Source organism: Pseudomonas viridiflava, from assembly GCF_900184295.1.
Lineage (GTDB): Bacteria > Pseudomonadota > Gammaproteobacteria > Pseudomonadales > Pseudomonadaceae > Aquipseudomonas > Aquipseudomonas viridiflava.
Genome location: NZ_LT855380.1, coordinates 3,832,972 through 3,848,666, shown reverse-complemented (window position 1 = coordinate 3,848,666; position 15,695 = coordinate 3,832,972). Strand labels below are relative to the sequence as shown.

Here is a 15,695-nt window from a genome sequence, read left to right as displayed (position 1 = left end):
CCGCAGGCGTCGTTCAGGTCAGTCATGAAAACAATCCGTCTACGCGCCGAAGTCCTGGCAGGGCTCACCACATCCTTTGCGCTGGTGCCCGAGTGCATCGCCTTTGCGCTGGTGGCGCACCTCAATCCGCTGATGGGCCTGTATGGCGCGTTCATCATCTGCACGTTGACGGCGCTGTTCGGCGGGCGACCGGGAATGGTCTCGGGGGCTGCTGGGTCGATGGCCGTGGTCATCGTGGCGCTGGTAGTGCAGCAGGGCGTTCAGTATTTACTGGCGACGGCATTGCTGGGCGGTCTGTTGATGATCCTGTTCGGCGTCTTGCGCCTCGGCAAGCTGGTGCGGCTGGTGCCTTATCCGGTGATGCTCGGCTTCGTCAACGGCCTGGCCATCGTCATCGCCATGGCCCAGCTGGAGCATTTCAAGGTCGGCGAAGCCTGGCTGAGTGGGACGCCGCTGTACGTGATGCTGGGGCTGGTCGCGCTGACCATGGCCGTGGTCTATGTGCTGCCGCGTGTGACCCGCGCCGTGCCGCCTGCGCTGGTCGCGATTCTCGGCGTCGGCCTGGCGGTGTATTTCCTTGATCTGCCGACCCGGACGCTCGGCGACATGGCCCACATCGCGGGTGGTTTGCCGATGTTCAACCTGCCGGACATTCCGTGGAATCTGGACACCCTGCGCATCATCGCGCCGTACGCGATCCTGATGGCGCTGGTCGGCCTGCTGGAAACCCTGCTGACCCTCAACCTGACGGACGAAATCACCGAAACCCGAGGCTATCCGGACCGCGAATGCGTGGCGCTGGGCGCGGCGAACATGGTGTCGGGTGCGTTCGGCGGCATGGGCGGCTGCGCGATGATCGGCCAGACCGTCATCAACCTCAGCTCCGGCGGACGGGGCAGGGTGTCCGGGATTGTCGCGGGCATGATGATTCTGATGTTCGTGCTGTTTCTGTCGCCGCTGATCGAGCGCATTCCCTTGGCGGCGCTGGTCGGTGTCATGTTCGTGGTGGCCCAGCAGACCTTCGCTTGGGCCTCGCTGCGCGTGCTGCGCAAGGTTCCGGTGAACGACGTGCTGGCGATCATTGCCGTGACCGTCGTGACGGTGCTGACCGATCTGGCGACGGCCGTGCTGTTCGGCATTGTCATCGCTGCGATCAACTTCGCCTGGCAGCAGGCCCGTGAGCTGTACGCCGACAGCCATGTTGAAGCCGACGGCAGCAAGATCTACCACCTGCACGGCACGCTGTTCTTCGCCTCGACTACACCCTTTCTCGACAAGTTCAACCCGGCCGAAGACCCGGCGCAGGTCACGCTGGACTGCCGTCACTTGAGCTTTGTCGACTATTCGGCCATCGCTGCGCTCAAGACTCTGCGCGAGCGCTATGCCAAGGCGGGCAAGCATCTGCGTGTGGTGCATCTGTCCGAGCGCTGCAAACGGCTGCTCAAACGTGCGGGCGTGCAGCACGCCTGAACCTGTATATGCTAAGTGTCTTTCCTGTTGTCGAAGGTGCGTGATCGATGAGTGCCGTGTCTCCTCTGGATGCCTACGAACGTGCGGTCCAGCGTGGTTTTCAGCCCGATGAGGCGCAGTTGCAGGCGGCCCGTCAGCTTCAGGCCTGCTACCTGGCGCTGACTGAACGGCGTGGCCGGGCACAGGGTGTTTATCTCTGGGGGCCGGTCGGGCGCGGCAAGACCTGGCTCATGGACCGTTTCTTCGAAAGCCTGAGCGTTCCGGCCCGGCGTCAGCATTTTCATCACTTCATGCGCTGGGTGCACAAACGCATGTTCGAGCTGATCGGCACACCGCATCCGCTGACCGTGGTGGCCAGGGAGCTGGCGCGTGAAGTGCGGGTGCTGTGTTTCGACGAGCTGTTCGTCACCGACATCGGCGATGCCGTGATTCTCGGTGGCCTGTTGCAGGTCATGTTCGAGGAAGGCGTGGTGCTGGTCTGCACCTCCAATCAGCCGCCGGATCAGCTGTACAGCCACGGTCATAACCGTGAGCGCTTCATGCCTGCGATTGTCGCCATTCAGAAATACATGAACGTCGTCGCGGTCGACGGCGGCGAGGACCATCGTCTGCATCCCGGCCAGTTGCACCAGCGTTACTGGGTGGCCGAAGCCGGACGTCCCAGCGCCCTGCAAGGGATTTTCGACACGCTCAGCGCCGGGCAGCCGATCCACGATTCCCAGGTCATGCTCGGCTACCGCAGCATCAATGTGGTTCAGCATTCCGACACGGCGGTGTGGTGCCGTTATCGGGATCTGTGCGAACAACCGCTGGCGGCGATGGACTTCATTGCCCTGTGCGACCGATTTTCGGTGATCCTGATCAGCGAAGTGCCGTCCTTGAGCGCAGCACAACGCGAATCGAAAATCGCCCGTGGCACCGAGGATGGTGTTGAGCAGGTGGCGGCGGGGGACCGGGAATTGCCGCAGTTGTCACCTCACGACGACGGCGTGCGGCGCTTCATTGCGCTTGTGGACGAGTGCTATGACCGGCGCATTCCGCTGTATGTCGAAGCGCAGGTGGCGATGGATGCGTTGTACACCGAAGGCTATTTGTCCTTCGCGTTCCGCCGCACCCTGAGCCGTCTTCAAGAGATGCAACTGGAGCGTTTCACCGAGCACTGAGGCTCAGGCGGCATCCCGTCGGCGCTGGGCCAGCATGTGTTTGGCGCCTTCCAGAATCAGCACGCCCACCGCGATCCAGATCGGTATGTAGGTGAGCATTTCGTCAGGGCTGATACTTTCGCCCAGCAGCAGCGCAACGCCCACCAGCAGCACCGGCTCGACGTAGCTGAGCAGCCCGAACAGACTGAACGGCAGCAGACGACTGGCGATGATGTAACTGACCAGCGCCGAGGCACTGATGATGCCCAGCACCGGAATCAACAGATAGAGAATGGGCGTCTGCTGGATCGCGAGCGGATGCCCGTTGGCGATGAACCACAGGCCGATGGGCAACATGAACAGCATGTCGAACCACAGCCCGCCCAGGTTATCGGTCTTGAGTCTGCGCCGCAGCACGAAGTAAAGCGGATAGCCCCCGGCGACCAGCAGCGTTTCCCACGAGAAACTGCCCAGTCGCCACAGCTCGTGGCCGACGCCGATCGTCGCAAAGGCTGCCGCGATCTTCTGCAGGTAGGACAGGTGTTCGCCGTACACCACGCGGCCGGTGAGAATCATGCTCAGCGGCAGCAGGAAATAGCCGAGCGAAACTTCGAGGCTGCGACCATGCAGCGGTGCCCACATGAAGATCAGCAATTGTGCGCCCAGCAGGACCGACGAGAGCAGCAGCCCGAAGAACAGCGCCGGTTGCTGGCGCAATCTGGCGGCGAGTGCACGCACCAGCTTCCAGTCGCCACTGATCAGCATAAACAGCGTGGCGCAGGGCACGGTCAGCAGCATTCGCCAGCCGAAGATTTCCTGGCCGTCCAGTGGCTTCATCAGCGAGGTATAGAAATACATGACCCCGAACAGCACTGAAGCCAGAACCGACAGCACGACACCTTTGTACACAGCGGCCTCTTGGGTCTATCAATAAGACGCTCTGCCCCGGTTTGGGGCAAACGGCTGCCAGTTTAGTGTGCGGACGGGCAAAAAGCTTCAGTGCAGACGGACTATCACGCTGCCGGCTTCAGAAATCGCCACAGGATGTCGGACTCGAAGTCCTTGATCACGCTGCGGGCGCCTGCTTCGCGAAGCTGCTGTTCCTGCAACCCGGAGAGCATCCCGAAGGTATGAATGCCCGCGGCGTGCGCCGATTGCACGCCTGCCAGCGAGTCCTCGAAGGCAATCGCCTCGTCTGCACTGACGCCCAGTAATTCCAGAGCGGTGAGGTAGGGCATGGGGTGCGGTTTGCCGCGAGCCAGCTCGCCGCCGATCACAATGGTCTCGAAACGATCGACAATGCCCAGTCCGGTCAGCATGGCCATGGCGTTCTCCCGTGGCGCATTGGTGACCACGGCGGTTTTCAGCCCGAGTTGCCCGGCATGGTCGAGAATGCGCAGCACGCCCGGGACGGGGATGGTTTCGCCAAGCTGGTCGCGAAACAGGGCTTCTTTCTCGGCCGCCAACGTTGTGTAGTGCGAGGCGGGCATATCGGGAAACAGACCGCCGAAAATCATGTCGTCCGGGAAGCCCATGACATTGGCTTTGTAATAGCTGATATCCATCGAGCGATCCCAGCGTGCCAGCAACTGGTTGTAAGCATTCAGGTGCAGTTCATCGGTATCGATGAGGGTTCCATCCAGGTCGAACAACAGCGCACGAAGGGCCATTGAGTGTTACTCCTTTGAAGGGGCAGTGGTGCCGCCGAAAGCCCAGGCGCCGCGAAGCGCCGGCACCCACGGCAACATGAGAAGCGGGTAGATGATCAACAGGCTGAAGGCGGCCTCGACGCCGATCCGCTCGGATAATAGCCCCAGCAGAAACGGCGCCAGCAGCAACGCGACGCCGACCGCCTGAGATGCCTGGGTACTCAACGCAGAGCTTGCGTGGGGCGCGATGCGCATCGCAGAGCCCAGAATCAGCGGGAAGAAGTTCCCGAGGCATGCGCCCAGCACAAAGGTGAAAACCGCAGTGCCCGCCAGACCCTGAATCAACGACAGCACCAGCAGTGTAGCGATGGCGCTGAAGATCACCGTGGTCAGCAGCGTCAGAGGCGATACGCGACGCAGTGCGAAACTGCTGGCCAGACGTCCGCAGACGGTGCCGGCAAAATAAAGACTCATCAGGGTCGCAGCCACCGAAGCGCTGGTTTGCACGTGCGTCTTCATGTATTCCGCACCCCAGAAACCCACACCCCATTCGGCCGAGATGCCGAGAATCACCAGTGCCCACAGGCTCAAACGCGTCAGGCGTGACGCAGGCAGCCCGTCTATGTTCTCTGTACTCGCGCCAGTCGCGGCCTTTGAAGGAGAGGTTCGAACCTCGGTTCGATGGATGTCCGACGGCACGCAGAACATCAGCAAGGCCCATGCGCTGATCAGCAGCGGAGCGGTGCGCCACGACAGCCCGATGGCAGTTGCTCCGCCCACCAGCAGCGCGCCCCCTAGCACACACAGCCCGGCCACGACGTGGGCTTCCACCAGTTTCGCCGCGGCCTGCTCGCCATAGCGCCTGCCGAGCATGGCTTGTCCGACCGCCATGACCAGCCCGCCGGAAAAACCCAGTACCACACTGCCGGGCAGTGTCATCGGCAAGCCTGCCGCCACGGCAAAGAACCCGCTGGCCACGATGATCGAGCCTATCGCAATGCGCCCCGTGCCGATGGCTGAAGTCCTGCGCTCAAGCCAGCGATACGGCACGCCGATCAGCACCAGACCCAGCGCATAGGCGGCGAAGTGCAGGCCGGTCCAGCGCAGGTCGAGACCGAATTCGTCGCGCAGAAAGGGCATCAAGGGACCGAGCATGCCCTGCTGCGCCCCGAACAGGCCGAACATCAGGTAGATCGACCATGGTCGTCCCTCCGCCCTGGATGAGGCGAGGGCTTGAGTCGACTCAGGCTGCGCCATCCCGCTCATAGGCCTGCCCCGGTGTCGAAGAGTGCCTGCCAGCGTGCGCAGCGTTCAACCTTGGCGTGGCTGGCTGCTATGGCATCCAGCGGCTCGGGACCGGTCGCTGCCAGCGTGTCGCTCGATGAGCCGCCGACCACGACCTTGCCATAGCGTCGGCTGATGGCGGCAGCATCGTCCGAGAGCATCCAGCCGAGCGCCAGGCTGGCCTTGACGGCGTGCTGCGAACCTTCGCGGCAGCCGAACGCCTCGAACTCATAACGTTGCGCATCTGCCGGTACGCACCAGCGCAGCGACGGGTGCTGCAGCGCGGCGCGTGTGGCGGCGGTGGACACCGTGACGCCCACCCACGCCCGGCCGTCGAGCACCGCTTCTATGGGGGCAGTCGAAGAACCGCTGATGGCAGGTTGCAGGCGGGCTATATCCGCCAGCCGCGCCCAGGCCTGTTCGCCGTAATGCTCAAGCAGTGCACTGAGGTGCAAATAGCCTGCGCCGGAGCGGCCCGGATCGGGCAGGGCGATGCGTGTCGACCAGGCAGGTGCGCACAGGGCTTCCCAGCACAGTGGCGGTTCCAGGCCATTGGCAGCGAGGACCCGCGGGTCGTAACAAAAGACGGGCACGAAGCCTGACGGGCTGAACCAGCGTCGGCCTGCATCGACAGCGTTCGGCGGCAGGCTCGACACATCGAGTGCATCAAGGACCCGCAGCCTTGAGGTCAGTGCAGGATCGAGGAGCGCAGTGGCGGCGGTGCCCAGCAGCAGGTCCCAGTCGCCGGCCGTGCCGTCGATTACCCGTTCGATCAGTTCGGACGTGGACCAGCGCGACAGGCGCACAGGCATCCCGGCATGCGCCTCCATTCCCGCAATGAATTCCGCGAGCTCGGCGTGCTCCATCGAGCTGATAGCGATCAGTTCATCCATGCGCAGGGTCACTCCAGCAGTCGGTGCAGTTTGGCGTACTGCAGCAGCATGATGGTTTTGCCGTCGCAGATGTCGCCGGTGTCGATCATGGCCAGTGCCTCGTCCAGTGGCAGCTCCAGCACTTCGATTTCTTCGCCTTCACCTTCAAGGCCCCCTCCGGCGCTCAGCCGGTCTTCGTCAAAGTATTCGCCGACGAAGAAATACAGCCGTTCGGTGACCGATCCGGGGCTCATGAAAGCCTCGAACACCTTGCGCACTTCCTGAATGCGATAGCCGGTCTCTTCCTCGGTTTCCTTGCGGATGCAGGTGTGGGGATCATCGCGGTCCAGCAGGCCGGCACAGGTTTCGATGAGCATGCCGTCGTGTTCGTTGACGAACGCAGGAAACCTGAATTGCCGGGTCAGCACGATGGTCTGTTTCAGCTTGCTGTACAGCAGGATGGTCGCGCCGTTGCCCCGGTCATAGGTCTCGCGGCTCAGGGTGCTCCACGTACCGTTGCGGCCGAGAAAGTCGTAGGTGGTCTTGCGCAGCACGTACCAGTTGTCCGACAGCACATCGACCTGCCTTATACGCACGCGATCCTTGGTGGCGATGGTCCCTGTCATGGCTTGGCTCCCAGGTGGGTGGCGTTCGGGGCAACGGTCAGCAGGCGCGCGATCATTTCTGGATCACGATGCTGCGGGGCGGTCATCACCGCCGTGTCCAGCGCATGATCACAGCCGTATTCGCAGGTGCCCTGGTGCTCGCCCAGACGCGTGACGGCTTCGGTGACCAGACGCCGTGTCAGCGTGAAGGTGTCGGCCATCCGTTCGGCCACCAGCGTCGCGTTCACGTCTTCGTGAGCTTCGTGCCAGCAGTCGAAGTCGGTGGGGATGGCGATCATCGCGTAGCAAAGCTCGGCTTCGCGCGCCAGCTTGGCTTCCGGCATGGCGGTCATGCCGATCACGGTGCCGCCCCATTGACGGTAAAGATGGGATTCGGCGCGGGTCGAAAACTGTGGCCCTTCCATGACCACATAAGTCCCGCCATTGAGCGCCTGCACGTCGGCGGTCTGGGCGCTGGCTGCCAGCACGGCGCGCATCCGGGAACAGACCGGATCACCAAACGGCACATGGCCGACCAGCCCCGGACCGAAGAACGTCTTGTTGCGCTGGATCGTGCGGTCGATGAACTGATCGATCAGCACAAAACTGCCCGGCGGCGCATCGTGGGTCAGGCTGCCCACCGCGCTGACCGATAACAGCTGGGTGCAGCCGACGCTGCGCAGGGCGGCAATATTGGCTCGCACGTTGATGAACGACGGCGGGATGGTGTGCCCGATGCCATGGCGCTGCACGAACGCGACCGGCACGTCGTTGAGCGTGCCCAGTGTGACGGGAGAGGAGGGTTTGCCGAATGCGGTTTCGCATTCCACTTGCTGGATGTCTTTCAGGCCGGGCAATTGTTGAAGCCCGCTGCCGCCGATGATGCCGATCCGTTGAATCTGCCGGGATGCCGATGAGTTAGTCACACGCTGCCTCTCGTCTTCAGGGTGGTTTCAGGTTGTCCGGTGTTTGCGACCAGACGCTCGTACAGTTCGGAAAGCGCCGTGGGTGCACTGCCGCGTCGCAGCAACAGGCCTTCGCTGGCGTTGTTGCTGTAGCGTGGCTCATGGATTTTCAGGTGACGGTCTATCGCTGGCAGGTAGTTCCAGCGAACGCCCGGGTACAGTGAGTGCGCCAGATGATAGGCATCGGACGTGGGGGCAATGAAGACGCGGATCAGCCAGCCGGTCAGACCGAAATAATCGGTTGGACGGCCTGCGAGGTACTCCAGGTCGCGCCGGTCGCGTGAAGTCCCCTCGACAAACCAGCGATGCTCCGTGAGCAGCGATACCCAGGCGAACACCGGGTAGGAGGTCAGCAGTGGAACCAGCCAGCCAAACAGCACACCTTTCCAGCCGCCCGCCCAGTAAAGCAGCGCAGCGACGGTCAGCAGGCACACCACACGGACCACGGTGGTCAGATGCGAGTGGTTCAACAGGCTGCTGCGGGCCATGGTCGTCAGGTTGACCCAGGCGCCACGCGGCGTTAGCGGATAGAGCAACAGCGCGTAGAAACCGCCGGGAGAAATACCGGCGACGTAGCCCCCTGCATGGACCCTGGCCCGGTTGGGGTCGAGGCTCGGATGATTGGGGTTGCGATGGTGTTCCAGCGTATGGGTCTGATGGCGGCTGCGCATGTCGCGCTTGAAGGCCGGGAACTGATAGAACACATTGCTCAGCCACCATTGCCATTCATGATTGGGACACAGCGCGAAGTGCACGGCATTGTGTCCGAACTCCTGCAGGGCGCGCAGGCGTCCGCCGGTCCAGAGCACCACCGCCAGCCACATCAGTGGCGTCGAATAGAGCGAGGCCAGCAGTACGGCGGCCACGATGTCCAGCCATGTCCAGAGGAACGGCAGCGGCGCGAACCAGCCGTCCAGTGGCCGGTAGTACTGTTCCTTGCGGCCGGGCGTTCGCGGGATCAGCTTGAGCAGACGCAGGATGCGCGTGCTGTCACGGTAATAGAAGGCAACCAGCGCACGCAATAACAAGGCCGTGGCGATCAGGCCGATCAGAACCGTCTGTGAAGTTTGCACGGTCATGCGCTCCCGGTTTCGGTTTGCACTGCATGGGCAGGGGCGAAATGTTCGAGCAGCTCGCCCAGATTCTGGAACAGCGGGGCACCGCTGATACGCAGACGCTCGATGTCTTGATGGCCGGTCGAGACCAGCACCGGCGACCAGCCCACCGCACACGCGACGTCGAAATCGTGCAGCGTGTCGCCGATGAACAGGGTCCTTGACGCCGGTGTACCCAGCGTCTGCTGCAGCACCAGCGCCTCGGCGGTCTTGCTGGTGGCCTGGTTATGGCTCAGCCCGACAACGTGCTCGAAGCGGTCATACAGACCCTTGGCCTTGAGCGTCTGCACCAGCACATCGCAATGCGATGCCGACAGGATTGACACGCCAATGCCGGCGCGCATGGCAGCGTCGAGAAACTCGATCACATAAGGCTGCAGCGGGCACTCGGCCACGTGGGCATCGAAGTGTTCGAGGTAACGCTGGACGATGGTCGGGAAGGGCACGCGGTCCAGATCGAAACCCAGCGCCGCGTAGAAACCGGCAATCGGGAAGTCGAAACGCGCCCGGTATAGGTCAGCATTGATGGGGGCGACATCGTAATGCTCGCCGCACCGGTTGACCGCGAAAACCGCCAGGTCGATGTCGTCGATCAGGGTTCCGTTCCAGTCGAACACCACGTGTTCGATGCCGGAAAAGTTCAGGGAGTCGTTGGTCATTGTCGGGTGTTCCAGGGCAAGAGAGCATTGAGCGCGATGCGCGAGGCAATGGCGGGGGCGTAAAGCCGGCCGGGCTCTACCACCAGATTGGTCACGCCTATCTGGGTTTCCAGCGCACGGCGATTGCTCGCCGAGAGTCTGCCCAGTCCCGCGCCGTACCAATGGTCGAAACGGGTACGCCAGGTGCGTTCCCCCGACGTTTCCGGAAAGCGGAAGTCTTCGGTGGTGGCCATGTTCCAGGCGCCGTCGACCACGGCGCACAACAGCCCCTGCAACTGGTGACAATCCAGCGAGCCTTCCAGCAGCGCCTCCAGCCGGGAATCGATGCAATCGGCTTCGAGTGCGGCAATGGTCATGCCCTGGCTGTACAAGGGATTCATGCTGCTCAAGGCGTCGCCTGCGACCAGCAATCCTTCTGGCCATTGCTCGAGCCGGTCATAGTGAGTACGGCGGCTGCCGGGCATCTTGAAGGTGAATACCTCGGACAGGGGTTCGGCTTCGCGGATAACGTCATGGATGTCCGGCACCGGAAGATCGGCGAGGGCTTGCAGAAAGTCGTCCGGGTCCTTGCCCGGAAAGTGGCCGAACCAGCCGCCGGTGGTCACCATCCAGCGGTCCCCTTCAATGGGGCTGATCACGCCCATCGAACGTTGGACCGGGGCCTTGGGCAGCACCAGCAGGACTTGCCATTGCTCGGCGAACGCGGGGATTCTGCGATAGATGCGCGACGCGTACCCCAGTTCGGTCTTGACCACGCTGTTCTGCACCGTGCCAAAGCCCGCCTCCTTCAGCCACGACGGCAGATGCGTGCCGCGGCCGCTCGCGTCCACCAGCAGATCACAGGACAGGCTGCGCTCGCCTGTGCCGTCGTCGATGAACACGCCGCGCACATGGCGTTGATCGTTGTCACCGGCAAACTCGATGCGGGTGACCCGCGTACCGGACAGGATGTCCACCTGCGGCACTGTCGTCAGGCAACGGCGCAACTGATTGTCGATAAGCCTGCGGCTGCAGTAATGGGCGTTGATACCGCTGCGATAGCGGTTTTTCCAGCGCCCGCCCTGGAACCACTTCACGTCATGGCCCAGGTCTGCCACCTGAGCACCGCCTTCCTCGAGTGCGCTCAGGATGCCGGGAAAGATCCCTTCGATGATCTGCTTGCCGCGCAACAGCAGCAGGTGAACATGGTGTTCCTGTGGAATGCTTTGACGCGGCCCGGTCTCGTCGTGGAAGTCGCTTTTCTCGATCACCGTGACACGCTCGAAACGGCGTGCAAGCACGGCGGCAGTCAGGCAGCCGGTCACACTGCCGCCGATCACCACTGCATGCCTGGCACGTGAAGCCGGTTCAGTTCGGGGAGTAGTCATTGAGCACCTTGGCCATGTAATGCAGGTCGTCGTCCGTCAGGCTCGGGTGCAATGGCACCGTCGTCAGAGAACGCAGCAGCCTGGCAGCGTTTGGGCAGTCGCGGTGATAACGGTTGAGCATCGGCATCTGGTACAACGGCTGATTGTTGTACTTGCCGATGTCCGATTCGATGCCGTGCCGTTGCTGGTAGTGCACCAGCTGACGTCCGTCATGCCCGACCGATTGCAGCAACAGTGAATAGCCATTGGTTTCGCCATGCCTGACCAGTGGCAGCTCGCGGAACACCGGATTGTTCAGCAGGCCCAGCAACCGCGTGCGGTTATCCAGACGCCGCTCCCGGTGCGCTGCAAGGTTTCGTGAGCGCGCCAACCCGAGCGCAGCCTGCAGGCCGCCCAGTTTCAGATTGATGCCCAGGGTCTCGCCGGTCAGGTTGCCGAAGCGAGTGTAGGCGCGGATACGGTGGGCCCGCTGATCGTCGTCGGTCATGACGAAGCCGCCTTCACCGGTCGATATGAACTTGCAGTCGTGGGTGCTGAAGCAACTGATGTCCCCGTGCTGCGCGAGCCAGGTTCCCTGCAGACGCGTCATGTGAGCATGGGCCAGGTCCTGAATCAGCGTGATTCCGGCGTCTTTCGCAAACGCCCAGGTCTCGTCCGAACGGATCGGATAACCCCACATCGGCACTTCGATGACGGCACAGGTCCGCTCGCTGATGCAGCGTCGCAGATCCTGCGGGTCAAGCCCGAAGCTGTCGGGCGCGACGTCGCAGAACACCGGCACCAGCCCGAGCGAGAGAATCGGCAGCACCGTACAGATGGGGCCGGTCGGTGCGACGATGACTTCGTCGCCCGGCCTGAAATCGACCCCGGCCAGCGCAGCGGTGACCGAGGCTGCGCCCGACGACACAGCAATCACATGACGAATGCCGTACAGCGTGGCGAGGGCGGCCTCGTACTCTTCGACCACCGGCGAGGTCCCGGTCAGGCCCGAGCGCAGGGCTCGCTCCAGTTCGCGCAAGTCGTCGGGCGAGTCCATGGCGCCTTTCTGCGTCAGGGTTCGCAAGCTCATGACGACACCTTCATCCCCACCAGATCCCACAGTGCATCGTCTGCGAAGACCCGGTCCACCATTCGCCGGAAGTTGGGAAACATCTTCAGATCGGCCGTCTCCTGAAGGCTGAAGAACCGCGCATGCTCGACTTCTCTGTCGTCCGGGCAGGCACGCAGACTGGTCGCCGTGACGTAGATCAGGTCCAGGTGATAATGCGGCCCGCGCTTGTCGTCGATGTACTCGCACAGCACACGCCACGGCTGATGCAGCACGGTGACGTCGGTTTCGAGGTCTGCAAGCGTTTCGTCGCGCTCACCCAGCAGTTGGGCGTGGATGCCGGTCTCTTCGAAAATCTCCCTCAGCACCGCCTCGTCAGGCGTTTCACCCTGCTCGATATGGCCGCCCGGATAAAGCCAGACGCCCAGCTTGCGGTGATGCAGCAGCAGCATCTTCCGGTCCGGGTTCAACACGAACCCGGACGCCGTGAAGTGCCGATCCAGTTGTGAGCGATCGAGAGGTTCGTTCATTTAGACGGCACCGTACTGGTTGATGCGCTCGGCCATGTAATCCAGTTCGGCGTGGGTGATATCCGGGTGAACCGGAATGGTCGTCATGCCCGCCAGCAGGGCCTCGGCATTCGGGCATTCGTTGCGGTACTGCGCCAGCGCCGGAAATTCGTACAGCGCCTTGCAGCCATAGCGTTTGATGTCGGAGGGAATACCGGCGTCATCAAGGTAGTCAATGAACGCACGATTGTCGGCAAAGTGCAGTTCAAGGTTGAGAAAGTAATAGTTCGGCTGGCCGCCCTTGATGATGGTCTTCTCGCGCACTTTGCTGTGATCGAGCTTGCCGAGAAAGTACGCCGCATTCGCCCTGCGCTTCTCGATCTGTCCGGACAGCGAGGCCAGACGGCTGCCACCCAGCGCTGCGGGCAGTGCAGCCAGTTTGTAGTTGAGACCGAAATCCTTGCCGTTGAGGTTGCCGAAACGGCTGTAGTCACGGCAGCGTTTGGCCAGGGCATCGTCGTCGGTGAGGATGAAGCCGCCTTCGCCGGTCGCCAGTGGCTTGCGTTCATGAGTACTGAAGCATGAGATGTCGCCGAACCGGGACAGCGGCTGACCGTTGAGCGTCGTGCCGTGGGAGTGGGCCAGGTCGAGGATGAGCTTGATGCCCAGCGCTTGAGTCAGGCTGTGCAATTCATCGACTTCGCTCGGATAGCCCCACATCGGGATGTCTATGATTGCTTTGGTCTGCGGGGTGATGCGTGCCTTGATCGATGCCGGATCCGCACCGAAACCATGGCTGCGGGTGTCGACGAAAATGGGGTTGGCGCCGGCAGCGATGATCGGATAGATGGTGCACAGCGGGCAACTGGGCGTGAGCAGAACATCGTCGCCCGGACCTACGCCTGAGGCATAGATCGCAACGCTGAGTGCTGCGCCACCCGAGGACACGGCGATGGCATGCTGCGCATCGAACCAGGTCGCAAGCTTGCTCTCGTACTCACCGACCACATCGCTGGTGCCCGACAACGGGCGTTCGAGTGTCTGCTGCATGGTCAGCAGGTCGTCGGCGTATACCGGACGGTATTTATCCGAAACGGGCGGGCGTGCGGTCACGGCATTTGAAAGATTGGCTGACATTTTACAGGCTCCGAAACAGGCGTTGATGGGCGAGGGGTCAGGCGCTGAGGGCAAGGTCGGGACGAACGGCATCGGCGTCGCAGATGCTCTCGATGACCCGGTAGGTCGGCCGCAGGCTTTCGAAGCTCGCCTCATAAGCCGTCTTGTTGCGCACGGCGGCGAAGAATTTTTCCAATTCGCCGAAATAACCACTGCGCTCGTAGCCCGAATCCAGCGGGCCTGGCTGCCAGGCGCCGCGCCAGCGTTTGCCTGCACCGGTGGCGCTGGTGCCGTGTACCGGCTCGTGCATGGTGATGTTCCACAGGTTGTTGAGCTCGACCATCATCGAGTTCGAACTGACGATCTTCATGTCGAATTCGAAGTAAGGGAACATGGTGCCGCTGAGCAGGCTGACCGTGGCGCCGGTGGTGAATTGCAGCTCCAGGCTCACCAGCAGCGAATCGCCATGACGCTGTACGCGTGACTCGATATTGCGCAATTCGCCGCCGCCAAAGGTGACGCCCAGATCGATGGTGTGGATCGCCTGCGCCAGCAGGAAAGACCGCAGGGTCGAATCCAGCCCCCACAGCGGTGAGGTCGGTTTGCTTGCGTAATGATTGAGCTGGATATGCACGATCTCGCCGAATTGCTCGGTACCGGTCATCTGTCGCAACTGGCCCATGGGTTTGGCGAACTTGAAGTTCATGCCGACACCTGTGACCACGCCGGAGCGATGGCTGGCCTCAATCAGTTCTTCCAGTTCGGCAAGGGTGAAGCAAGGCGGTTTTTCAACGAAAACGTGAACGCCTCTGGCCATCGCCTTGAACGCGAGATCCCGGTGCGCCTGAGGCGGGCAAGCCATGACCACCGCATCGAGCTGGGCGGAGGTCAGCATCTCGTCGAAGTTGTCGGTGATCATGACGTTCGATACGAAGCGATTGATCTGCTCGGCGCGGCCACGGTCGCTATCGCAGACCGCGACAATACGGATATCCGGCATTTGCAGAAGTGTGGGCAGCAGGTTTTCCTGCATCTGTGCGCCAAGACCAACGATGCCAACTTTGAGTCCAGTCATAATCATCTCCTCATCGGTAAAATCGGATGTATTCATTGGAAAACACGGGCGAACGCGTGCACGAAATCCTCTCGGGCTGCCTTGGGAGCAAGCCGATCAGGTTCAGCGTTCGGTCAAGTCGGTAAAGCGGGCCGGGTTGTCCTATATCGTGGAATCACGCCGGTGGCGGAGCCTGCCCTCGTGTGTTGCAGCCCGAGCCGGGGCAGGTGTTGTCGTCTGTCGGGTTTCAATCGCTGATCTGGCACGCGCCTCGCCAGTGGAGTTGTTCAGTTCTAACGTCCTCAATTGCAGGGTTTTCGCCAGCCGGGAGCGCAGCGATGCGTCAGCGTTCCGGTCAGGGGCAGGGCACTTGAAGACGGTTGCAAAGTACTGATGTGTTGCCTTGAACGAGGACGTTTCGCTGTCTGAGTGAAGCGTAGCCATAAACCAGTCTTCCTTGAATTGCAGGTTCTTCCCTGGCGCGGTCGATGCTTCGTGATGAAGCCGTCGCAGCAGACTGTCGCACCGGTTACGTGCGAAACTGAATCTATATCGACGCTTATTGCATGGCAACCTGCGCTCATAGAACCAAAGATTATTAAAAGACGTTATATGACTTATGTATTTGAATGAGATAGGCGCGTGGGCTTAACGATGCTTATGATTAATAACAAGTTTCTGTTTTGATCAATGAATACTGGCGTTTGGCCTAATTTGATAACATGTGTATTTGATTTTTAAGGCATGACCTCATAATTTTTAGACTTGCATTTATGTTGTAAACCCGCAGTTAACTCTTTTTATACGGATCGTCACTTGTGCTGACGGCATCCGGCCTCA

At 61.7% G+C, this 15,695-nt stretch carries 15 protein-coding genes; 2 read left to right on the top strand and 13 right to left on the bottom strand.

Annotated elements, in window-relative coordinates:
• The first annotated feature begins 24 nt into the window (after positions 1-24).
• Together CFBP1590_RS17295 and zapE are read left to right on the top strand one after the other, a co-directional pair.
• Entirely contained in the window at positions 25-1,470 is a 1,446-nt protein-coding gene (locus tag CFBP1590_RS17295) for a SulP family inorganic anion transporter (protein ID WP_088235583.1), read from the top strand.
• A gap of 47 nt (positions 1,471-1,517) precedes the next feature.
• Positions 1,518-2,633, top strand: coding sequence for a cell division protein ZapE (zapE, locus tag CFBP1590_RS17290; RefSeq protein ID WP_088235582.1), 1,116 nt, complete (start codon positions 1,518-1,520; stop codon positions 2,631-2,633).
• 3 nt (positions 2,634-2,636) lie between these two features.
• On the opposite strand, the gene rarD is transcribed toward zapE, so the two are convergent.
• The 13 genes from rarD to CFBP1590_RS17225 form a co-directional block, all read right to left on the bottom strand.
• Positions 2,637-3,521, bottom strand: coding sequence for an EamA family transporter RarD (gene rarD, locus CFBP1590_RS17285; protein WP_057410220.1), 885 nt, complete (start codon positions 3,519-3,521; stop codon positions 2,637-2,639).
• Between the two features lie 104 nt (positions 3,522-3,625).
• Positions 3,626-4,282: an HAD family hydrolase gene (locus CFBP1590_RS17280; RefSeq protein WP_029242222.1), complete on the bottom strand. Its 657-nt coding sequence runs from the start codon at positions 4,280-4,282 to the stop codon at positions 3,626-3,628.
• 6 nt (positions 4,283-4,288) lie between these two features.
• Positions 4,289-5,527: an MFS transporter gene (locus CFBP1590_RS17275; RefSeq protein WP_088235581.1), complete on the bottom strand. Its 1,239-nt coding sequence runs from the start codon at positions 5,525-5,527 to the stop codon at positions 4,289-4,291.
• On the bottom strand, positions 5,524-6,438 hold the full coding sequence (locus CFBP1590_RS17270) for an ABC transporter substrate-binding protein (protein WP_088235580.1): 915 nt from the start codon (positions 6,436-6,438) through the stop codon (positions 5,524-5,526). The genes CFBP1590_RS17275 and CFBP1590_RS17270 overlap by 4 nt, the downstream gene beginning before the upstream one ends.
• Positions 6,439-6,446: 8 nt before the next feature.
• On the bottom strand, positions 6,447-7,043 hold the full coding sequence (gene nudK, locus CFBP1590_RS17265) for a GDP-mannose pyrophosphatase NudK (RefSeq protein ID WP_029242225.1): 597 nt from the start codon (positions 7,041-7,043) through the stop codon (positions 6,447-6,449).
• Positions 7,040-7,948, bottom strand: a complete 909-nt coding sequence (gene mtnP / locus CFBP1590_RS17260) for an S-methyl-5'-thioadenosine phosphorylase (protein ID WP_088235579.1) — start codon at positions 7,946-7,948, stop codon at positions 7,040-7,042. The genes nudK and mtnP overlap by 4 nt, the downstream gene beginning before the upstream one ends.
• The gene (locus tag CFBP1590_RS17255; protein WP_088236432.1) at positions 7,945-9,060 is read right to left on the bottom strand and encodes a fatty acid desaturase family protein; all 1,116 of its coding nucleotides are present in this window, start codon (positions 9,058-9,060) and stop codon (positions 7,945-7,947) included. The genes mtnP and CFBP1590_RS17255 overlap by 4 nt, the downstream gene beginning before the upstream one ends.
• Before the next feature lie 2 nt (positions 9,061-9,062).
• The gene (locus CFBP1590_RS17250) at positions 9,063-9,761 is read right to left on the bottom strand and encodes an HAD family hydrolase (protein ID WP_088235578.1); all 699 of its coding nucleotides are present in this window, start codon (positions 9,759-9,761) and stop codon (positions 9,063-9,065) included.
• Positions 9,758-11,128 (bottom strand): NAD(P)/FAD-dependent oxidoreductase, encoded by a 1,371-nt coding sequence (locus CFBP1590_RS17245; protein WP_029242229.1) that lies wholly within the window; start codon positions 11,126-11,128, stop codon positions 9,758-9,760. The genes CFBP1590_RS17250 and CFBP1590_RS17245 overlap by 4 nt, the downstream gene beginning before the upstream one ends.
• Entirely contained in the window at positions 11,109-12,197 is a 1,089-nt protein-coding gene (locus tag CFBP1590_RS17240) for a DegT/DnrJ/EryC1/StrS family aminotransferase (RefSeq protein ID WP_088235577.1), read from the bottom strand. The genes CFBP1590_RS17245 and CFBP1590_RS17240 overlap by 20 nt, the downstream gene beginning before the upstream one ends.
• Positions 12,194-12,706, bottom strand: coding sequence for an NUDIX hydrolase (locus CFBP1590_RS17235; RefSeq protein WP_088235576.1), 513 nt, complete (start codon positions 12,704-12,706; stop codon positions 12,194-12,196). The genes CFBP1590_RS17240 and CFBP1590_RS17235 overlap by 4 nt, the downstream gene beginning before the upstream one ends.
• Entirely contained in the window at positions 12,707-13,822 is a 1,116-nt protein-coding gene (locus CFBP1590_RS17230; RefSeq protein ID WP_029242232.1) for a DegT/DnrJ/EryC1/StrS family aminotransferase, read from the bottom strand. It lies immediately after the preceding gene.
• 37 nt (positions 13,823-13,859) lie between these two features.
• On the bottom strand, positions 13,860-14,876 hold the full coding sequence (locus CFBP1590_RS17225) for a Gfo/Idh/MocA family protein (protein WP_088235575.1): 1,017 nt from the start codon (positions 14,874-14,876) through the stop codon (positions 13,860-13,862).
• Between the last annotated feature and the right edge of the window lie 819 nt (positions 14,877-15,695).